The following is a 20,511-nucleotide window of genomic DNA, read 5'->3' as shown; positions in this document are numbered from 1 at the left end:
AGAGGGATTGCATATGATGTTTATAGTCATGCTTGTTATTGGGCTTGCAAGTGCGTTTATGGGGAGTTTAGTTGGTTTAGGCGGCGGATTAATTTTTGTACCATCCTTACTGTTCCTATCTAAGTTCTCTGAGTCATTCAGTTGGGTAACACCGCAAAATGTGGTGGCGATGTCTTTATTAATTATGATCTTTACCGGGTTATCATCCACTCTTACATATTTAAAAAGTAAACGGGTAGACATTTATAGTGGACTTGTTTTTCTAACCGGAAGTATCCCCGGGGCTTTAGTTGGCGTTTGGTTAAATAGTTATGTTAATATTGATTCCTTCGAGCTTTATTTTGGAATTCTAATGCTAATTCTAGCAAGTTTATTTTTTGTAAAAGATTATTTACTTCAATTTGCAAAGGCCCGTGATGTTAAGGGGAAAAAGTTTTATGTTCACCGCGAGTTTAATTTGGCTGGTAAAAAAGTTGAGTATTCTTATTCAATCATTTTTGGCATCATCATCTCATTTTTCGTCGGTATGATTTCTGGTTTGTTTGGCATAGGTGGCGGGTCGCTGATGGTGACGGCCATGATTTTATTCTTTAGTTTTCCAGCGCATATTGCGGCACCGACGTCTATGTTTATGATTTTTGTTTCAAGCATTGTTTCCTCTAGTGCACACGTAGTCGCTGGTAATGTGATTTGGGAGTACGCAGTATTAGCTGTGCCTGGAGCATGGGTAGGCGGAGTACTAGGAGCAAAGGCAAATCAACGGTTAAACAGTCAGGTGCTTGAATGGATATTACGTTTGTTAATGATTATAATTGGTATACGGCTCATTATGTAATTGCCAATGAAGGAGATGGAGTATGAAGGAAACGCTACATTTATATTTTACTAGCGATCTACATAGCCATTTTGAAAACTGGCCTAAAATTATGCATGACATAAAAGAGAGAACTTATAAGCATCAGTTTGATCAAGAGTTTTATATGCTATTCGATAATGGCGATCATTTGGATCGATCGCACCCCATTACGGAAGCATCTTTAGGCAGTGATAATGTAACACTATTAAACGAAGCTAAGTTCAATGTTGCAACACTTGGAAACAATGAAGGTATTACTTTACCTAGTGACAAACTTTATCACCTTTATGACGAAGCACAGTTTGATGTCGTTTGCGCCAATGTAGAACCTAAATATGAGGCAAACCCTAAATGGCTTAAGCCATATAAAATCTATGAAACACCATCTGGTATTAAAATTGGTGTTTTGGGGCTAACTGCACCATTTCAAGCCTTTTACGAAAAGTTGGGATGGCAAACGCATGATCCATTTGATATGTTAAAAGAATATTATAACGAAATTCGTAAGCAAACAGATGTGTTCGTGCTTTTGTCTCATTTAGGGATTAATTCAGACGAATCTATCGCAGAACAGTTTGATATTGACGTGATTATGGGTGGACATACGCATCATTTATTAAGACAAGGTCAACATCATTTTGGAACGTTAATTACCGCCGTCGGAAAACATGGGTATTACTACGGAGCTATTTCGTTAACATTTGATCATCAAGCGCAGAAAGTCATCAATTCTGATGGCCATGCTGTAAAAATCGAAAATGAGGCGGATGACCAAGCATCACTTCATTTACTACAAGAACTTAATGATAGCGCAAAGTCTAAACTTAATCGAGAAATTGCGAATCTAAGCAGGCCTTATCCAATCAATTGGTTACAAGAAACACCACTTATGAAAGCATTTGTGAACACCTTAAGAAAATGGACAAAATCTGATTGTGCTATGCTAAATTCGGGTGTTTTATTAAATGGTTTTGAAAAGGGAACAGTCACCAGAGGCGATGTGCATCAAAGCTGTCCACATCCTATGAACCCTTGTACGATGGTCTTAACTGGCCGCGAATTAATTGAAACGGTTAGAATGTTTGAACAAGACCGCTTTATTGAGTTTGAACTAAAAGGGTTAGGTTTTAGAGGCAAACAAATTGGTAAAATGGTCTATTCAAATATTGAACTCGATTACCATCATGACACGAATTATGTGGAGACAGTCTATGTAAATGGTGAGAAAGTAGATCCCCACGAGACGTTCACTGTCGCAACTGCGGATACTTTTTCTTTTCCTTGGTTAGTTCCTCCAATCTCATCGGTAAAAGATAAACATTATTTTTTGCCAGAGTTTTTACGCGATATTTTAGAAGAGTGCCTATCTACCTTAAATTAGAGGTCTGACAGGCACTTCTTTTTTTTGTCTTCATACGGTATATGAGAAGGAGGAGGAGGATAATAAATGGTACATGTAGAACCGATTTGGATAGATGACGTTCCTTTCACATTTGTTCATGTTGAATTACCGAAAACAGATTTATTAGTGATCTCAAATGATATTGGTTACATTATGTGCGGGGCTTTAGATGTTGACCTATTAAATGCAAAGTTAGCCGATCGAAAAATAGTAGCAGGTAGAGCAGTCGGTGTCAGATCGAGGGATGAACTACTGTACGCCCCTTTACAAAAAGTGACAAACTACGCAAAAGAAACTTTTGGCTGGGAAGAAGGTATGATTGGGAAGCAGGCACTCCTTCGGTTAAAATAAGTCATTGAAAAAATTGTCATAAAAGCTTATGATAGTTAAAAAGATGTCTATTTAAGGGGAAAACTATGAAAGCTGTAACAATTGATGCACTCAGGCCAGGAGATCAGCTTGCAAAACCAATTATTGACGCTTATGGTCGCATATTATTACAAAAAGAAGTTATTTTTACCCAAAAACTAATAAAGCGGTTAAAAGAGTTTAATTTCCGCTATGTTTATATAGAGGATGCCTTATCAGAGGATATTATGCCTCAAAATATTATAGATGAACAGCTTCGTGTGGAAGCGATTTCTAAAATAAGACAGACGTTTAAAATTTTTGATCAGTACAACGAGAAAGAACATAAACAATATGTATTAGAGCGCTCTGTTAAAGAAGTTCAAGAGACGGTTAATGAAATTATTAACGTTGTTAATGAACATGATGAAATACTTTCCATTATGTCAGATATTTTTATGTTTGATGATTACTTATATAACCATTCTGTCAATGTAACCGTGTATACCCTTGTATTAGCGAGGGAACTTAACTTTTCAGAGCGACAGATTGAAGAAATTGGAATTGGTGCGATGCTGCATGATATCGGTAAAATGCACGTTCCAAAGTCAATTATTGATAAGCCAGGAAAATTAACGGACATGGAATTTGAAGTCGTAAAAGAACATACAACATACGGGTATGAGATTCTTAAACAGTTTAAACAGATTCCTCAGGCAGTGGCTAATTGCGCTTATCAGCATCATGAACGGTTGGATGGTAGTGGTTATCCACTAGGTCTTAAAGAATCTAATATACATGAGTATGCTAAAATCATGGCCGTATCAGATGTTTTCGATGCGGTCACATCCAATCGTGTTTACCGAAATGCGTTTTTGCCTCATGAAGGTCTTGAGATTTTGTACTCTGGAAGCGGAACTCAGTATTCGCAGGAGTATATCGAATTATTTAAGCGGCATATTTCAATTTATCCTAATGGTTCCTACGTAGCCTTAAGTGATGGACGCAAAGGAATTATTGCACACCAAACGAAAGTACCTGATCGACCTGTTATAAGGATTTTGGAAGAACAAGAGCATGAAATACATACAAGTCAGGTGTATGATTTGAATTTAGCTTTTAATCCATCAGTCGTCATTACGGAGTGCAATACAACACCATCTTAATTTGTACATATCAGAACCCTCTCGGACATAAAATGTTTCGAGGGGGTTTTCTTCATGCGCATCACACACCGATCTAAACCTTTTAAAAAACGAAAACCTAAAACATTTGGACAGATTATCATGTTTACATTCGTCACTTTAGTCATCTCTCTCGTTTTTTCTATATATATAATTAATCGTGGGATTGAACCGACGTTAATTGATATAGCCGAGACTCGAACAGGCCAGTATGCTCGTGAAGCCATCAATGAAGCTGTTAGTCAGAGGATTGCTAAGGATTTAAGTGCTGAAGACTTAGTTCAATTTGAGACGAATAATGATGGAAACATTGTGTCCATGAGCTGGAATTCAGTTGTCGTCAACACCGTTTTAAGAAACGCGACTTTTAGAGTGCAAAATTATTTAAAACGATTAGAGCGTGGGGAAAATCCGATTGGGAACTCACTTGATTTTGACATTGAGGAAGAAGAGGATGAAGTGATTGAGCCAGATGAAACGAAAAAGGACCCAGCTTTAGTTGAGATCCCTATTGGTCAGGCGACTGGTAATACACTTTTGGCCAATCTAGGACCCAAAGTTCCAGTTAACTTTAGTGTCATTGGTGATGTGCAGCCAGATTTTATCACAACACTCGAAGAATATGGTATTAATAATGCTTTAGTTAGATTAGAAATTGAAATTAAAGTCAATGTTCAAATTGTTATTCCATTTTCTACTAAAACGACTGAAGTAGTGACGACGATTCCTGTTTATGTTGGCGTGATTCAGGGCTTAGTTCCTGATTTTTATAGTAAAGGTGGTAGTAATAGTAACCCACCGAGTATTTCAATTCCATATAGTGAATTTAAAGAAGGAGAACAATTTGGTGGTTTACAAAATTAATAATTCTGTGCTATATTAACAAAGTAAAATTTTAAAACAACTAGATAAACCTTATCAATCGATGAGGTAGAGGCGCAACTAACAAGAGTAATGTGCATGAGGATGACAACGATGACTGTACATGAAAGGGTTATTTGCCGAAGCATTTCATTTTCGTCAAGAAATGGGTGTTGGTGTATATCTGAAAAAGGTATATACTCTCGCACTTAGCGGGGAGCTACTGATCGAGAAATAACCAGTCTGTGTGAAGTAATGGTAGATTTCTCTATCATTACTTTTTTTATTTGGAATAAACTTGTACTAATCATATTTTTTAGGAGGAATGTAAAGATGGACTTTGTCGGCACTTGGTATTCACTGATTCCGCCGATTGTGATGATTTTACTTGTTCTGTTAACGAGAAAAGTATTATTATCACTTGGAGCTGGAATTGTTGTCGGTGCTTTAATGATTGAAAGCTTCAACATTAAAGACACAATCGTCACCATTTGGGCATCATTTAGAGATTTATTTTACTTAGGTGGCATGAATTTATCTCCAAATGGCTCTTTCTCATTAGGGGAATGGGATATGTGGAGTGTTCAGCTCGTCTTGTTCTTACTATTGTTAGGAATTTTAATCGCCTTCTTAACCGCAACTGGTGGTGCAAGAGCATTTGGTAATTGGGCTATCCAGAAAATTAAGACAAGAGAAGGTTCACAGTACACAGCTGGTTTATTAGGTCTCGGAATTTTTATAGATGACTATTTTAATAGTTTAACCATTGGACAGGTTTCCCGCCCAATAACGGACAGACAAAAGGTTTCGCGTGCAAAGTTAGCTTACTTAATTGATTCAACGTCTGCACCTGTTACAGTGCTATCGCCTATATCTAGTTGGGGTGCTTACATTATTGGGATTATCGGCACGATTATCGCTGATCAATCCCTAAATAACTACACCGCGTTCAATTCATTTATTGGAACGATTGGTTATAACTTTTACGCCATTGCAGCTATTATCCTAGTATTCTTAGTTATTAAAATGAAGCTAGATTTTGGTCTGATGAGAGAACACGAGGTGCGTGCGCAGCAGTCTGGTGAACTAATTGATCCATTGCGTTCGGATGTACCAGGTGACCTTCAGGATGATGTTAAAGAAAATGATCATGGAAAAATATATCATTTAGTACTACCAATTTTAGTGTTAGTAGCTGTGACTGTCTCGTTAATGATTTACACAGGGATTCAAGCAACTGAAGGTGAAGTATCGGTGGTTTCAACATTTGCCAATACAAACGTTAACTATTCACTTGTGATGGGTGGTTTATCAGCAGTTGTCGTTGGAATCTTATTCTTCTTAATTCAATCTGGAGAAAAGTCGAATTTCATCAGAGTCGTTTGGGAAGGTATTAAGGCGATGTTGCCTGCAATTTATATTCTAGTGCTAGCATGGATGATTGTTGGTGTAATTGATGGCATTGGAACAGGTGAGTTTATAGCTGAAAAAGTTAAAGAAGCGGAGTTTAATGTTGCTTTCTTACCGCTCATTATCTTTATAGTAGCAGGACTAATGGCATTCGCAACTGGTACATCATGGGGAACATTTGGTGTCATGCTTCCAATTGCTGGTCAAATCGCGGCAACGACTGACCCAAGCTTCTTTGTTCCTGCATTAGGTGCTGTCTTAGCAGGATCAGTATTCGGGGATCACTGCTCACCAATTTCAGATACGTCTGTACTATCATCGACAGGTGCAGGATCGAACCATATTGATCACGTGTTAACTCAAATTCCTTATGCGATTCTAGCAGCTTTAGCTTCAATCTTTGGCTATCTAATGTTTGCTTTTACAAGCTCTATGATTCTAGGTCTACTTGTAACGGTTGGTACTTTAGTCTTAATGGCGTACCTGGTTTACAGGAGAATATCAACTAACTAATATAATGAAGGAAGCGCAATGACAACCGTCATTGTGCTTTTTTATTGTATAAATATGTTAATTGAAATTTCTGAAAAAAACTTTGACATGCTCTAGGCCATTGGTTACAATACTTTATATACACTTATGGTCTTAATAGTCTGAATATATATAAAATTCATTAAAATTAAGGCCTGGGCATAAACTTTTATAAACAAACTGAAAGGGGAGTAAGAGATGGAAAATCGTGCTCAATGGGGTACAAGGCTAGGGTTTATCCTAGCAGCAGTTGGTTCAGCTGTTGGACTAGGTAACATCTGGCGTTTCCCAGCAACAGCGTATGACAGTGGTGGAGGTGCCTTCTTCATTCCCTACCTTATCGCTCTATTAACGGCGGGGATCCCACTATTAATTATGGAATTTTCATTAGGTCATAGATTTCGCGGATCTGCACCGTTAACATTTTCTCGTATGAATAAGAAAACAGAATGGCTAGGTTGGTGGGCCGTATTTGTGTCGTTTGTAATCTCAACTTATTACGGTGCAATTATTGCTTGGTCAATCATGTATGCTTATTTCTCATTTGGACAAAAGTGGGGAGATTCACCTGGGGCGTTCTTGTATGAATATTTAGGACTAACTGATAGTAGTGGTGAATTTCTAGTAAGTGCTGGTCAGACAGGTTCGTTTGTACCAGGTGTCTTAATACCTTTACTCTTTGTTTGGGCTATTGTACTATTCGTTTTATTTAAAGGTGTACGTAGAGGTATTGAAGTTGCAAACCGAATCTTTATTCCAACACTTGTCTTAGTATTCTTAGTTATCGTTATTCGTGCCATCACACTTGATGGGGCAGCGCAAGGTTTAAATGCATTCTTCACACCTGATTTTTCAAAAATTTGGAGTGCTGAAGTTTGGGTAGCTGCTTACGGCCAGATCTTCTTTAGTTTATCAATCGCCTTTGCGATTATGATTACTTATGCAAGTTACCTTAAGAAGGATTCTGATATTACGGGTAACGCATTTATCGTAGGTTTTGGTAACTCAAGTTTTGAGCTACTTGCAGGTATTGGTGTATTTGCAACATTAGGTTATTTAGCTAATGTATCAGGTGTAGCTGTTAGTGAAGTTGTAGATGGTGGTGTAGGTTTAGCATTCGCTGTCTTCCCGACGATTATTAATGAACTGCCAGGGATGAATGGATTCTTCGGTTTCCTATTCTTTGCGTCATTAGTACTCGCAGGATTGTCATCACTCATTTCGATTGTAGAAACTTATGTAGCAGGTTTCTCTGAGAAGTTTAATGTCTCTAGAAATAAAGCTGTTTTAATCGGTGGTGGTCTTGCGACATTAGTGTCACTACTATTTGCAACTCAAGGCGGCCTGTTCTTCTTAGACGCAGCTGACTATTTCATTAACCAGTTTGGTGTCGCGTTTATCGGCTTAGTTGAAGTTGTAATGGTTGTGTGGGTTTTACGCAAACTTGGAAAAATCCAAGAACACGCAAACAGCGTATCTTCTATAAAACTAGGATTATGGTGGAAGGTCTCGCTAGGCTTCATTACACCAATCATCTTAGGTTACCAAATGTATAAACTGTTCGAGTTAAACTTATTAAAACAGTTTGATACGGAAAATGGTAACTATGAAGGTTATGCGGATGCCTTTATTTTATACGGTGGCTGGTTCGTAGCAGCTGGCGCGCTAATATTAGGTTTACTATTAACACTTAAAAAGTGGAACCCGGAGCTCTTAGGTGAGTCTGCATATTCATCAAAGGAGGATAAAGCCGTATGACATTAGAAGCAATTGTAGTCATGGTTATTGGTATGGTGATTATTTGGGGAGGCTTAGCAGCAAGTATTATAACAGCTGTTAAACGATCAAAAGAAAATTAATAAATGAAGTGAGCAGATTCAGGTCTGCTCACTTTTTTTGTTTGCAAAGAATTAACTTGAAGTGAGTGAATTAAATTGCTTCATAGATGAGGTTCATTTAATAGAAATGGGAGTTACGTTTATAAAATGTGAAGTTCTGTTCATAGAATTAGAAAAGCCGTTCATAGAAGAGGAATTTACGTTTATAAACGAGAAAGTTCCGTTCATAGAATTAGAAAAGCCGTTCATAGAAGAGGAATTTACGTTTATAAACGAGAAAGTTCCGTTCATAAAGCGCTGAAATCCGTTTATAGGAGCAAAATGATTAAGATGAATTGTAGCTATTTAGTCAAAAAGAACTATTTTAAATTGACGAAGGCTGATATCAACGGACTTAGTGAATTAGTTAAAATTAATTTTATCAAAAAGTGTTGCATTTTTCTGAATATAAGAATAAACTGTTTTATAACAGAACAAATAATAATATATTGTAATGTAACAGAAAGGAGTTTTGCAGATGAAACACATTTGCCAAGAGTGTGGTAAGCCAGTAGATGAGGGTGTAGCACTTTTAGAATGTGATTACTGTCTTTCAAAAAAGGAAGATTAATTTTTTTGCTGTAGTTGTTATATAACAATAACTAAATGTAATTTATGTATTAAAACAGTAGGAGGGTAATGGATTGATTGAGAATGTTAAGCAAGTAAATATTAAGAGTCAAGTGGATCATTTAGATGACGTACTAACAAATGAAGCACTAGACTTCTTGTATGAGCTTCATAATCGTTTTAACAACCGTCGTATTGGATTGTTACAAAATCGTCAGTTACAAACGGAGAGATTGCAAAACGGAGAGCAACTTAATTTCTTAAAAGACACGGAAGATATTCGAGCGGGTGACTGGACGGTTGCACCATTACCGGATGATTTATTAGACAGAAGGGTTGAAATTACGGGTCCAGTTGATCGCAAGATGATTATTAACGCACTTAATTCAGGTGCTAAAACGTTTATGGCTGATTTTGAAGATGCCTCATCACCTACTTTTGAAAGCATGATGAATGGGCAGATCAACCTTAAGGATGCCATAAGACGTCAAATCGATTTTACTTCAGAGAACGGAAAAGAGTATAAATTAAATGAAGACCCAGCTGTCCTAATTGTCAGACCTAGAGGTTGGCACTTAGATGAACAGCATCTAGTAGTTGATGGTGAGCCAATGTCTGGGAGCCTAGTAGATTTCGGACTTTACTTTTTCCATAATGCAAAAGAATTAATCAGCCGTGGTTCAGGCCCATATTTTTATTTACCGAAGTTAGAAAACTACCTAGAAGCTAGATTGTGGAATGATGTCTTTATATTTGCTCAAGATTACTTAGGAATTCCTCAAGGGACCATTAAGGCAACGGTTTTAATTGAAACGATTACAGCTGCATTTGAAATGGATGAAATTTTATACGAATTAAAAGATCATTCTGCTGGGCTAAACTGCGGACGGTGGGATTACATTTTCAGCTATATTAAAAAATTTCATCATGATCCTAACTATGTGCTACCTGACAGAGCTACTGTCACAATGGAATCGCCATTTATGAGAGCGTATTCTCTGCTGGCTATCCAGACTTGTCATAAGCGAAACGCACCTGCGATTGGCGGAATGGCTGCGCAAATTCCAGTTAAAAATGATCCTAAGGCTAACGAAGCAGCCTTTGAAAAGGTACGGATGGATAAAGAGCGTGAGGTTCGGGATGGTCATGATGGGACGTGGGTCGCGCACCCTGGCATGGTCAACTTAGCGCTCGATGTCTTCACTAAATTTATGGATGGTACGAATCAGATAAGCCGCCAAAGAGATGATGTTCATATAACAGCTGGAGATCTGCTTGAAGTGCCAAACGGAAAAGTAACGGAACAAGGGTTAAAAACCAATATTGTCGTTGGGATTCAGTATATTGCAGCATGGTTAAAAGGTCGTGGGGCTGTACCATTAAACAACTTAATGGAAGATGCAGCAACCGCAGAAATCTCCAGGGCTCAGGTCTGGCAGTGGATTCAGCACGAAGTTAAATTAGAAGATGGTAGACAGGTCACCATAGACTTAGTGGAATCTTTATTACCGGAAGATTTAAAAGAGCAGGAACCGAAAGCTTGCCGGTTATTTATGAGTCTAGTGACATCAGATGATTTTGAAGCATTTTTAACGATTCCAGCATATCAATTATTAGTTCAAGGGGGAGACGATAATGAACTTTAATCGAATCGAAAAGTTAAGAAATGATTGGGATCATCATGAAAGATGGAAAAATGTTGAGCGACCTTATGCTCCTGAGGATGTTGAACGTTTAAAAGGGTCCATCGATATTGACTATACGCTGGCGACAAAAGGGGCAGAAAAGCTTTGGAAGCTTCTGCATGAAGAGGATTACGTGCATTCATTAGGTGCGCTGACCGGTAATCAGGCAGTTCAACAGGTTAAAGCCGGGCTTAAAGCGATTTATTTAAGTGGTTGGCAGGTTGCAGCTGATGCTAATTTATCTGGTCACATGTATCCTGACCAAAGTTTGTATCCGGCTAATAGTGTTCCGCATGTTGTTAAGCGAATCAATCAGGCATTACAACGAGCTGATCAAGTTCATCACGCGGAAGGTGACGACTCGGTTGATTGGTTTGCCCCAATTGTTGCGGATGCTGAAGCTGGTTTTGGCGGACAGCTCAATGTGTTTGAACTCATGAAAGGGATGATCGAAGCTGGAGCATCAGCGGTCCATTTCGAGGACCAATTAGCATCTGAGAAAAAATGCGGACATATGGGTGGGAAAGTTTTACTTCCAACTCAAACAGCGGTTCGTAACTTAGTATCAGCACGACTAGCAGCAGATGTAATGGGAACACCTACACTCATCATCGCACGTACGGATGCGAATGCAGCAGATCTAATAACAAGTGATCTGGACCCTTACGATGAGCCATTTATTACAGGGGAACGTACCGCAGAAGGTTTTTACCGAACAAAAGCAGGTCTAGGTCAAGCGATCTCTCGCGGGTTAGCTTATGCGCCTTATGCTGACTTAGTCTGGTGCGAAACAGCTGAACCGAATTTAGAAGAAGCGCAGCGCTTTGCTGATGCGATTCATGAGAAATACCCTGGTAAACTATTAGCCTATAACTGCTCACCATCATTTAACTGGAAGCGTAAGTTATCAGACGCTGAGATTAAAGAGTTCCAAAATAAATTAGGCCAAATGGGATATAAATTCCAGTTTGTCACGCTTGCAGGGTTCCATGCACTCAACCACAGTATGTTCGATTTAGCTAAAAACTATAAAGATCATGGTATGGCAGCCTATTCCGAGCTTCAGCAAGCTGAATTTGCTAGTGAAAAAGACGGCTATACAGCAACTAGGCACCAGCGTGAAGTTGGAACTGGCTATTTTGATGAAGTCGCACAAGTCATATCAGGCGGGACGTCCTCAACCGTAGCACTAGCGGGTTCAACGGAAGCAGAACAGTTTTAAACTTGCACTTTTCACAAGCTATTAAATGAAAAAAGCGCAGGGGCTATTCTTAGCCTCCTGCGCTTCACTTATTATATCGTCTGATCTAATGTTAACGTTGCGGTTTGTTTTTCGCCATTTCTATAATACGTTAACTCTACTTCGTCACCAATTTTGACTTTGTTATACAGATATACTTTTAAATCAAGTAAGTTCTTAATCTCTTGATCATTAATTTTGGTAATGACGTCATATTGTTTTAAACCTGCTTTATCAGCTGGTGATCCATCTTCAATTTGAGCAACGACAATACCATTTTCAACGCCTTCTGGTACTTCAATATTTTGTACATATGGCTGAGGTACTTGGTTCATTTTCACAACACTAACGCCGACTAATGGTCTTTTCACTTCGCCGTGCTTCTCAAGGTCAGACATAATTTTCTTCGCTTGATCGATAGGAATGGCAAAACCCATACCCTCGACGCGTTGTTTTGCGATTTTCATAGAGTTAATGCCTATCACTTCGCCTTTAGAGTTAACAAGCGCACCGCCACTGTTACCAGGATTGATCGCTGCATCAGTTTGAAGAACGTCTGTTACCCAATCAGGCTGTCTGTCACCGTTTGTATCAACGCTTAACGAACGGTTTTTACCACTAATAATACCTTTAGTAACCGAGTTTGAAAACTCTAATCCTAACGGGTTCCCAATTGCTACAACTGGGTCCCCGGTTTTAACATTGCTAGAGCTTCCTAGTTTAGCCACCGTATCTACATGCTTACCGTCAATTTTTAAAATAGCAAGGTCTGTTAAAGAATCTTCTCCTAATACTTCTGCATCAATTCGCTGATCTTTATTTAAGACAACTTCAACTTCTTTGGCTCCATTAATTACGTGCTGGTTCGTCACCACGTAAGCTGATTCTCCGTCTTTTTTATAAATAATACCTGAACCAGTACCGGCTTCTGATCCTTTGTCAAATACGTTTTGCTTTTGAATATTAACGACGCCAACGATTGCTTCAGATAATTCGTTTAAATCGGCTGAAATCGATGCATCTTTAAATATTTGATCTGAGATTTCAGTTTGCTTTTGTGATTCTTCATTTGGTTCATCTTGTGCGCTCGTTAATATATTACTAGATAGCAAGAAGGCGGTTAAAAAGGTTGCGATGAGTCCGCCTACAATTCCTGCCGTTAAAATCTTACCTATGCCATTCTTTCGTTTCGGTTTATGTTCATGATGTTGGTGGTCTTGTTGTTCTTGTATTTGATTTTCTTCAAAACCCATGTTTCATCACCTCATCCAAATAGTTTTCAATTAATATTATGGAATATTTTTGTGGCAATCATTTAAGAAAAATGTATAAAAAGTGTGTAATTCATAAAGGATTCTTCTCATTTTTTATAAAATAGTTGTAACATAGGGTATATAAGTAGTGGAGGTGACACAGATGAAACAAATCGCCATTGTAGAAGATGACCCACATATCCAGCAAATCGTCTCAGCTTATTTGAAGAAGTCAAATTTTGAGACAATTATATTTGACCGTGCTGAAGAAGCGATGACACTACATACTACCACTCCACCTGATATGTGGATTTTAGATATTATGTTACCTGGTATGGATGGATTTGATTTTTGTAAAAAGATTAGAGAAACCAGTGATGTACCAATTATCATTATTTCCGCTAAAGATGAAGATATTGATAAAATATTAGGACTTGAGTTAGGCTCGGATGATTATTTAACTAAACCGTTTAGCCCTGGAGAGTTAGTAGCAAGAGTCAAACGATTGTTTAAGCGTATTGACCATACGCCTGAAACTAAGTCATATAAAGCAATCGAGGTCAACCAGCTTAAGGTCGATATTAATGAGCGACGTGTGTTTTGGGGCGATCAAGAAACTGAGCTAACATCAAAAGAATTTGATATGCTAACGCTGTTTGCCGAGCATCCTAACCGTGCATACTCAAGAGAAGAGCTACTTGACAGGGTATGGGGAGATGATTATTTTGGAAGTGATCGAGCTGTCGATGATCTAATTAAAAGACTCAGAAAAAAATTACCGAACATTCCATTAGAAACGGTATGGGGATATGGGTACCGATTGAAAATTGATGAGGGATCTTAAATGAGATTAAGAACGCAGCTGAACTTAGCTTTTACGACATTACTAATCGTTATTTTAACCGTCACGGGCTTTGTGACCTATTCACTCATAATGGACATGCTTATTGAAAAAGAAGAGGTTCAGCTTAGACAAAAAGGTGAAATCCTAATTGACATCTTAAATAGAGAATATGGTTCCGTCCAATCAGCTAATGAGTTTCAGGATTTTTTAAATTCTCAAGATGGTGAATTGATTTTATATAATTCAAAAGAAAACGCGGTCTTGTATTCAACGATGCCTGTAGAAGATACACGCCAGTTTTACAATCAAGGTTATTTTAACGATTACTCTAATCAATTATGGGAAGGAACGTCGCAAAAATACGTCACCTCCCGTATCGTGAAAACGAACCAAAGTGGCCTTGAGCTAGTATTGTTAACCCCGATTAAGGATCTTCAAAATGTTCAGGGGCAGTTTTTTAACCGATTATTAGTTGTGTTTTTAATTGGAGGAGCTTTAGCCGTCTTTCTAAGTTACCTTTTGACCAACCGTTTAGTAAAGCCACTAACGTTACTTAAACAAGAATTAAAAAAGGTTGAAAAACGACGCTTTGACGACCTGAAGCGGGTTCAAGCAAGTGGTGAGATAAAAGAGGTTGAACAGAGTTTATTTGATATGGCTCAAGAATTAAAAAATTACATGCAGTCCCAGCAGGCTTTCTTCCAAAATGCGAGTCACGAACTTAAAACACCTCTAATGACGATACAAGGTTATGCAGAAGGGATTAAGGAAGGCGTATTTGAAGGGAAAGAGCGCGATCAAGGCCTTGAGACGATGGTTGTTGAAATCAATCGTCTTAAGAAAATCATTAATGAGATGATTTGGCTTGCCAAGCTTGAAAGTGAGGAGCTTCCGTATGAAGCAGAGTGGGTGAGGTCTGATGAGTTGCTCAAAGATGTTGAAAGCCGCATGATACCGTTAGCAGAACAAGAACAAGTACAATTTGATGTTGTAGAAAGGTCTCATTTTGAAATGCGAGTTGATCGTGAAAAATTCTTGCAGGCTATTTCTAACATTGTGGTTAATGCTATTAGGCATGCTCGATCGAGAGTAAGTGTTTATGTGAAAGGGACTGAGATTGTCATTGAAGATGATGGAAACGGAATACCAGAAGATCTAATTCCGCATATCTTTAACCGTTTTGTAAAAGGCAAAGGAGGGGAGACAGGTTTAGGCCTTGCAATTGCAAGAACGATAATCGAGCAATCACAAGGCCAAATTAAAGTCGAACAATCCTCATTAGGTGGGGCGAGATTTGTGATTGAATTTCCATGGAAGGAAAGCTAAACTTGCCGACAAACCTTTAGGTATAAATCAAACGCCTTCTTCTGTATAGTAGTTCTCAACAACTGTAAAAATCGAAACTAGCTCATACAATACAATCAGTTCTGCTGGGAAGGCTGTTGGGTATTCTTGTTTGTTTTTTCGAACTTTATCACTATCTTCCCAGTAGAGTGCCATCAGTTCTTTTAATTTCTGATGATGTTGAACTAGATCGAACTTCGTGTTAGTTTTCATAGCATAGGCCAGTTCATGAACGGATTCTAGGATCTTTTCTCGTTCTTGATCGCTTAATTGAAGCTCCGATAATGGCGTGTTTAACACATTATCTAAGTGATAAATCATTAATTTAACGCGCACGAGTTGTCTTTGGGCATGTTGAAAAGCTTTTTGTTCTGAAGCGGTTAATGGATGATATTGAGTTTCATCTTTTTGAAATTGAATAAGAGATTCGATTTTATGTACGTCTTCGTCAAGTTCATCTAATTCATTTTGGCATTTTGGCTGATTCGTTCGATTTAATAAATATTGACAAAATACCATTTCGACAGCTTCACCAGTGCGCTGAGTGATCGTTCTTAATTTAGTGTAAATATCTTTTGTATAATCAGGTGGTAGAACAAATAAATTAATCAATGTTGATACAACTAGTCCAATCGTCGTTGTTCCTAACCTAATGAAAAACGATAAAAAGACATTCGTGTGAATAACCTCAATCATGGCAACGGCCGTAAGGGTTGCGACTAGTAAGCCTGCATATAATTTAAGCCGATAAGTTGTGATAATCGTAAAAACTGCTGCTAATGCATAGGTGATTGGTGCATGACCAAACAACGAAATGAATAAGACAGCATAAAAAGAACCGATCGCTGATGCTGGAAAGCGAACGATTCCCTTTTTAATCGACTGTGATACAGTTGGTTCAATGGTCACGATAGCTGTGATGACGGCAAAAACAGGAGGCCAATCTAACCATTCACAAATCAAAGCTGTAATAAAGATGGCGACTCCTGTTTTTAACACCCTGCTTCCTACAATTTTCTTCACGGTTTTCCACTCCAAAAATAATCTCTCCTTATATTTTTTCAGTAATGAAGCGGAAAATCAAGTTACCGATTACGTTCCCAGCGTTTTAAATACGGATATGGGTCGTATGCCCATTCATTTTTCCCGTTATCTTTATACATTCCATAATGAAGGTGGGGAGGGAATTTACCTGATGTACCTTCTGGCCCATACCCTGATGCACCAACATACCCAATGACATCACCTGGCTCTACAATGTCTCCTTCTTTAATGTCTTCAGCAAACGCATTTAAGTGCGCATAATAATGATAGATATTGTACGAGTCACGAATACCAATTCGCCAGCCACCAAAACGGTTCCATCCCTTAATTTCAACAACGCCATAAGAAGTACTACGAACAGGAGTCCCATATCCTGCAAATATATCGGTGCCTTCATGAATTCTGCGTCCACCATAACCTCGGGTATCTCCCCAAGTTGAACGATAACTGTAGTTATTCCATTTCGGAATCGGAAAAGCGCGCTCACTTAAATCAACCGTGTTAAAGTGTTTAAACATCCTTGCTATTTTTGTAATGATTTGAGAGGCTTTTTCTCGTTCGTAATAAGAAGTAAGCGCCGATTCCAATTTTTGATCCTCGGCGAGATTTTGCTGTATTTCCATAGCAAGCGTATAAAGAACATCTTCATCATTTGTCGGATCTGCAATGTCATCACCGTTTCCATCCTTTCCAATGCCTTCGAAAAGGTTTAATGTGGATTCTTTCTCATTATGGTTCGCATGTGGTGGTAGAATTCCGTACCATTCTTCATTTGGTATTTGTATACCCGTTATCCGGTCTTCATCATTCGTCTTTTTAATATTTCGTTCATATTGATCCATCGCAGCGATAAGATACCAGGGCACTTGTGTTAATGCCTCGGTCTTTTGATAGAGACCTTTACGAAGGGTCGCTTCATCAAGCTCTTTATTTTCTTCATTCTCTTCGTTCTTTTCGGCTGCAGAGGCCAGAGTAATTGGAGTAAAAATGATTGTTAGTAATATAATTGCAACTATTCGCCTATGTAGACGTTCCATGTTAAAATCTCCTTTAGTTAGTTGTACTTGCTTGTTATACTGTTCATTTATTTGAAAAAAATGTACTCTTTGTAATAGGAAAATATGGTACACTATTTGTATCAGAGGTGATCGAAATGGAATTCTTAGGACAACAGTACGAAGTAATCGTTGATCATAAAGAAGGTTTTCAAGAAGAAGCGATTAGTGAACGTTTTAGTGATATACTGACAAAATATGATTTTATAGTAGGAGATTGGGGATTTGGACAACTCCGTTTAAAAGGTTTTTACGATGATCAGAATCAAAAAGCAACATTTGATACGAAAATTTCAACGTTAGAAGATTATCTATATGAGTACTGCAACTTCGGTTGTGCTTATTTTGTAATGAAACGTGTCGATACATAAAAAGAATGACCTCACAAACTTGAGGTCATTCTTTTTCGTCTCTTGTAATTCCTTCATCATTCGGGTAATCCTGCGGAACATGAGCTCCTGGGAATTGTCTAGGTAAGTCTGCGTGAAGCTCTTTATTTTCATAGGCAAAAGCTGAATGGTGTCGTTTAGATTCTTTTTCTGGATAAGGTTTAAGTGGTTCGTCTTTATTAATCGGATTACCATAATTACCCTCAGGAAACTCTTCCGGCACTTGATAATTATCTTGCACTTCAACAGGTGTAAAATCATCTTGTTGGTCTTTAATTCGTCGGTTTTTTTTCATTCAAACGCCTCCTGTATGTATAGTTTGTGCAGGAGGCGACATCTTATTCTAGAACCTGTTTTAGAAACTGATAGATCTCATCTGATTCGTACTCATTAACATTAAAAGCATGAGCTAAATATTCACTATCTTGAATTTTATTTTTCCGTACTTTTGTATATCGTGAGCCTTGATCATCGATAATGACAACTTCCCCTTTTTCTTCTAAGCTTTCGCTAGTTAGGATGATTAAATCATAACGTCGTGTGTTAGTTTTAGCACAAACGTAACGGATTCCAGCTGATTCTTTTTTATCCGAGATAATTTCAAAATCCAACATTACAGCCCCCTCAACTTGTGTTGCCATTATTTTAGCAAAACTTTTTCCTTATGTCATAATATAACTGTATGTGAATACGATTCATGTTTATAATGTGATAATATAGCTTAAGAACAAATAATTAAGGAGTGTTAATTGTGTATTTTGTTGACCGAGATCAAATTGAACAAACCTTACTATATATGAGTGGATTATTAGAAACATATGAACAGAAGACAAGTGAATCCTTTTTAGAAAAATTGGGAACGGAGCGATTAGCTCAAATGGTCATTGAATCCATCATTGATGTAGGCAATATGATGATTGATGGCTTCATTATGCGTGACCCAGGTAGTTATGAAGATATTATTGATATTTTAGTGGACGAGCAAGTCATTCCAAAAGAAGATGAACAAGCTTATAAAGAAACGATTGAACTTAGAAAAATGCTAGTTCGCGAATACACAAATATTAACCATAAAGAAATCGATGATATTCTGTCAAAACACGTTAAAACGTTAGAAAATTTCAGACCCAATGTTTTGGACTATCTAGAAAAAGAGATGGGGCCTGTCACAACTTTTACAAAACGTGAGGAGTAGTCATCATGAAAACAGATTACAAAGGGTACTTAATTGACCTAGACGGAACGATGTATAAAGGGAAATCGGAAATTCCAGAAGCAAAAGAATTTATTCGAGAATTACAGTTGCGAAATATCCCTTTCATGTTCGTGACGAATAATTCATCTCGCACACCAGGAGCAACAGCTGAGAAATTAAAACAGTTCGGCATTGAAGCAGAGTCTCATCAAGTGATGACAGCATCACTTGCAACAGCCATTCATATTCACGACGAAAAGCCGAATGCGACGGCTTATGTCATTGGTGAAGTCGGCTTAACTGAGGCGCTTAAAGAAAAAGGCGTGCAGGTTGTTGATGGTGATGCTGACTATGTCGTCATGGGAATTGACCGTGAGAATACATACCGTAAGCTTAGAGATGCTTGTCTTTATGTGCAAGAAGGAGCTAAGTTTGTCGCGACTAACCCTGATATAAAAGTGCCAACTGAAAAAGGGTTGGTTCCTGGAAACGGTGCTTACGTTAATTTAGTTGAAAATGTAACAGGGGTCAAGCCTGAAATTGTTGGAAAACCATCTGGCCTGATGCTACAAATTGCTTTAGACTATTTAGGGATTAGTCAGGAAGAGGCTATAATGGTGGGGGATAATTACCATACTGATATACTAGCTGGCATTCATGCAGGGATGGATACTTTGCACGTACAAACGGGTGTTACAACCAAAGATGAATTAACTCAATTTGGAATAAAGCCAACTTACACAATCGAAACGTTGAAGGATTGGTTTTAGAATAATAAAGCCGAATGTTAAGCTCTAACATTCGGCTTTTTGAAATCTTTGATGTTTAAATGAAAGTTTAACTCATCTATGATAGGATTTTATTAATTAATCATCGATAGAGCTCATACCATCTGATTGACTGTGAGCTAATCGACTAGACGCAGCTGCGGCTATGGCACCAACGATATCATCTAAGAAGGTGTTACAGCCATAACGTTTATCATTTAGACGATTTAACACACCAGGTTTAACTTTGTCGATATAACCATAGTTGGTAAATCCAATCGAGCCGTACACGTTGACAATGGATAAGGCAATGATTTCATCAATGCCATATAATCCTTCATCTTGTTCGACGATTTGTTGTAAGGGCTCATCAAGCTTGTTTTGCTCTGCCAATTTATCTAATTGAATGCCTGTTAAAATCGCGTTTTGAACCTCGCGTTTTTGCAATACCTTTTTCACATTTGAAAGGCATTCTTCTCTTGATAAGTCATCATGATATTTTTCTTGTAAATAATAAACAAGATCAGCAATTTCATCTAAGTCGACATTTCGAACTTCGAGTGCTTTTAATGCCATTTTTTCTAAATCCATTTCAATACACCTACCCAATTTTGTTTTCTTTATTTTACTTCATTGATTAAATAATATAAAGGAGG

22 protein-coding genes and 1 riboswitch are annotated in these 20,511 nt (G+C 37.9%); of the genes, 16 read left to right on the top strand and 6 right to left on the bottom strand.

Annotated features, from left to right (window positions below):
* Nucleotides 1-13 precede the first annotated feature (13 nt).
* From ACFSW4_RS02665 to aceA, 11 genes are all read left to right on the top strand, one after another.
* A complete protein-coding gene (locus ACFSW4_RS02665; protein ID WP_377327285.1) occupies nucleotides 14-835 on the top strand; it encodes a sulfite exporter TauE/SafE family protein in 822 nt (273 codons plus the stop codon).
* 22 nt (nucleotides 836-857) lie between these two features.
* Nucleotides 858-2,237, top strand: a complete 1,380-nt coding sequence (locus ACFSW4_RS02660) for a bifunctional metallophosphatase/5'-nucleotidase (protein ID WP_377327283.1) — start codon at nucleotides 858-860, stop codon at nucleotides 2,235-2,237.
* Between the two features lie 66 nt (nucleotides 2,238-2,303).
* The gene (locus ACFSW4_RS02655; protein WP_054753671.1) at nucleotides 2,304-2,609 is read left to right on the top strand and encodes a YunC family protein; all 306 of its coding nucleotides are present in this window, start codon (nucleotides 2,304-2,306) and stop codon (nucleotides 2,607-2,609) included.
* A 65-nt stretch (nucleotides 2,610-2,674) separates the two neighbouring features.
* Nucleotides 2,675-3,772, top strand: coding sequence for an HD-GYP domain-containing protein (locus tag ACFSW4_RS02650; RefSeq protein WP_377327281.1), 1,098 nt, complete (start codon nucleotides 2,675-2,677; stop codon nucleotides 3,770-3,772).
* Between the two features lie 54 nt (nucleotides 3,773-3,826).
* On the top strand, nucleotides 3,827-4,654 hold the full coding sequence (gene yunB, locus ACFSW4_RS02645) for a sporulation protein YunB (RefSeq protein WP_054753663.1): 828 nt from the start codon (nucleotides 3,827-3,829) through the stop codon (nucleotides 4,652-4,654).
* Nucleotides 4,655-4,713: 59 nt separating this feature from the next.
* Nucleotides 4,714-4,882, top strand: a riboswitch (Lysine riboswitch).
* 102 nt (nucleotides 4,883-4,984) lie between these two features.
* Nucleotides 4,985-6,574: a Na+/H+ antiporter NhaC family protein gene (locus ACFSW4_RS02640; protein WP_054753661.1), complete on the top strand. Its 1,590-nt coding sequence runs from the start codon at nucleotides 4,985-4,987 to the stop codon at nucleotides 6,572-6,574.
* A 216-nt stretch (nucleotides 6,575-6,790) separates the two neighbouring features.
* Nucleotides 6,791-8,350 carry a sodium-dependent transporter gene (locus ACFSW4_RS02635; protein WP_377327278.1) on the top strand — a complete coding sequence of 520 codons (1,560 nt, stop codon included), beginning with the start codon at nucleotides 6,791-6,793 and terminating at the stop codon, nucleotides 8,348-8,350.
* Complete coding sequence (locus tag ACFSW4_RS02630; RefSeq protein ID WP_279401644.1) at nucleotides 8,347-8,451, top strand: methionine/alanine import family NSS transporter small subunit; 105 nt, start codon at nucleotides 8,347-8,349, stop codon at nucleotides 8,449-8,451. Before ACFSW4_RS02635 ends, ACFSW4_RS02630 begins: the two co-directional genes overlap by 4 nt.
* A 61-nt stretch (nucleotides 8,452-8,512) precedes the next feature.
* Nucleotides 8,513-8,731 (top strand): hypothetical protein, encoded by a 219-nt coding sequence (locus ACFSW4_RS02625; RefSeq protein ID WP_377327276.1) that lies wholly within the window; start codon nucleotides 8,513-8,515, stop codon nucleotides 8,729-8,731.
* Between the two features lie 382 nt (nucleotides 8,732-9,113).
* Complete coding sequence (gene aceB, locus ACFSW4_RS02620; protein WP_377327274.1) at nucleotides 9,114-10,685, top strand: malate synthase A; 1,572 nt, start codon at nucleotides 9,114-9,116, stop codon at nucleotides 10,683-10,685.
* The gene (gene aceA, locus ACFSW4_RS02615; RefSeq protein WP_377327272.1) at nucleotides 10,675-11,946 is read left to right on the top strand and encodes an isocitrate lyase; all 1,272 of its coding nucleotides are present in this window, start codon (nucleotides 10,675-10,677) and stop codon (nucleotides 11,944-11,946) included. The genes aceB and aceA overlap by 11 nt, the downstream gene beginning before the upstream one ends.
* 71 nt (nucleotides 11,947-12,017) lie before the next feature.
* On the opposite strand, the gene ACFSW4_RS02610 is transcribed toward aceA, so the two are convergent.
* Nucleotides 12,018-13,217, bottom strand: a complete 1,200-nt coding sequence (locus ACFSW4_RS02610; RefSeq protein WP_279401642.1) for a S1C family serine protease — start codon at nucleotides 13,215-13,217, stop codon at nucleotides 12,018-12,020.
* Between the two features lie 163 nt (nucleotides 13,218-13,380).
* On the opposite strand from ACFSW4_RS02610, the gene ACFSW4_RS02605 reads away from it, so the two are divergent.
* Nucleotides 13,381-14,061 carry a response regulator transcription factor gene (locus ACFSW4_RS02605; RefSeq protein WP_377327269.1) on the top strand — a complete coding sequence of 227 codons (681 nt, stop codon included), beginning with the start codon at nucleotides 13,381-13,383 and terminating at the stop codon, nucleotides 14,059-14,061.
* A complete protein-coding gene (locus ACFSW4_RS02600) occupies nucleotides 14,062-15,387 on the top strand; it encodes a sensor histidine kinase (RefSeq protein WP_377327267.1) in 1,326 nt (441 codons plus the stop codon).
* Nucleotides 15,388-15,414: 27 nt separating this feature from the next.
* Here the strand turns inward: ACFSW4_RS02600 and ACFSW4_RS02595 are convergent, their stop codons facing one another.
* Nucleotides 15,415-16,428: an aromatic acid exporter family protein gene (locus ACFSW4_RS02595; RefSeq protein ID WP_054753694.1), complete on the bottom strand. Its 1,014-nt coding sequence runs from the start codon at nucleotides 16,426-16,428 to the stop codon at nucleotides 15,415-15,417.
* A 62-nt stretch (nucleotides 16,429-16,490) separates the two neighbouring features.
* The gene (locus ACFSW4_RS02590) at nucleotides 16,491-17,486 is read right to left on the bottom strand and encodes a M23 family metallopeptidase (protein WP_377327265.1); all 996 of its coding nucleotides are present in this window, start codon (nucleotides 17,484-17,486) and stop codon (nucleotides 16,491-16,493) included.
* Between the two features lie 116 nt (nucleotides 17,487-17,602).
* Here ACFSW4_RS02590 and ACFSW4_RS02585 point away from each other — a divergent pair, with 116 nt between their 5' ends.
* On the top strand, nucleotides 17,603-17,875 hold the full coding sequence (locus ACFSW4_RS02585) for a YutD family protein (protein WP_054753659.1): 273 nt from the start codon (nucleotides 17,603-17,605) through the stop codon (nucleotides 17,873-17,875).
* A 25-nt stretch (nucleotides 17,876-17,900) separates the two neighbouring features.
* Here ACFSW4_RS02585 and ACFSW4_RS02580 read toward each other — a convergent pair whose 3' ends face one another.
* A complete protein-coding gene (locus tag ACFSW4_RS02580) occupies nucleotides 17,901-18,188 on the bottom strand; it encodes a cytosolic protein (RefSeq protein ID WP_377327263.1) in 288 nt (95 codons plus the stop codon).
* A 43-nt stretch (nucleotides 18,189-18,231) separates the two neighbouring features.
* Nucleotides 18,232-18,504, bottom strand: a complete 273-nt coding sequence (locus ACFSW4_RS02575; protein ID WP_377327261.1) for an SAV0927 family protein — start codon at nucleotides 18,502-18,504, stop codon at nucleotides 18,232-18,234.
* Between the two features lie 140 nt (nucleotides 18,505-18,644).
* Here ACFSW4_RS02575 and hepT point away from each other — a divergent pair, with 140 nt between their 5' ends.
* A complete protein-coding gene (gene hepT / locus ACFSW4_RS02570; protein WP_377327259.1) occupies nucleotides 18,645-19,088 on the top strand; it encodes a type VII toxin-antitoxin system HepT family RNase toxin in 444 nt (147 codons plus the stop codon).
* Between the two features lie 5 nt (nucleotides 19,089-19,093).
* On the top strand, nucleotides 19,094-19,858 hold the full coding sequence (locus ACFSW4_RS02565; RefSeq protein WP_377327257.1) for a TIGR01457 family HAD-type hydrolase: 765 nt from the start codon (nucleotides 19,094-19,096) through the stop codon (nucleotides 19,856-19,858).
* Between the two features lie 96 nt (nucleotides 19,859-19,954).
* On the opposite strand, the gene ACFSW4_RS02560 is transcribed toward ACFSW4_RS02565, so the two are convergent.
* Nucleotides 19,955-20,446 (bottom strand): phosphatidylglycerophosphatase A family protein, encoded by a 492-nt coding sequence (locus ACFSW4_RS02560; RefSeq protein ID WP_054753654.1) that lies wholly within the window; start codon nucleotides 20,444-20,446, stop codon nucleotides 19,955-19,957.
* Nucleotides 20,447-20,511: the final 65 nt, after the last annotated feature.

Origin of the sequence: Piscibacillus salipiscarius, from assembly GCF_042685285.1 — a bacterium.
Taxonomy (GTDB): Bacteria; Bacillota; Bacilli; order Bacillales; family Alkalibacillaceae; genus Piscibacillus; species Piscibacillus salipiscarius.
This window is presented reverse-complemented; position numbering and strand designations above follow the sequence as displayed.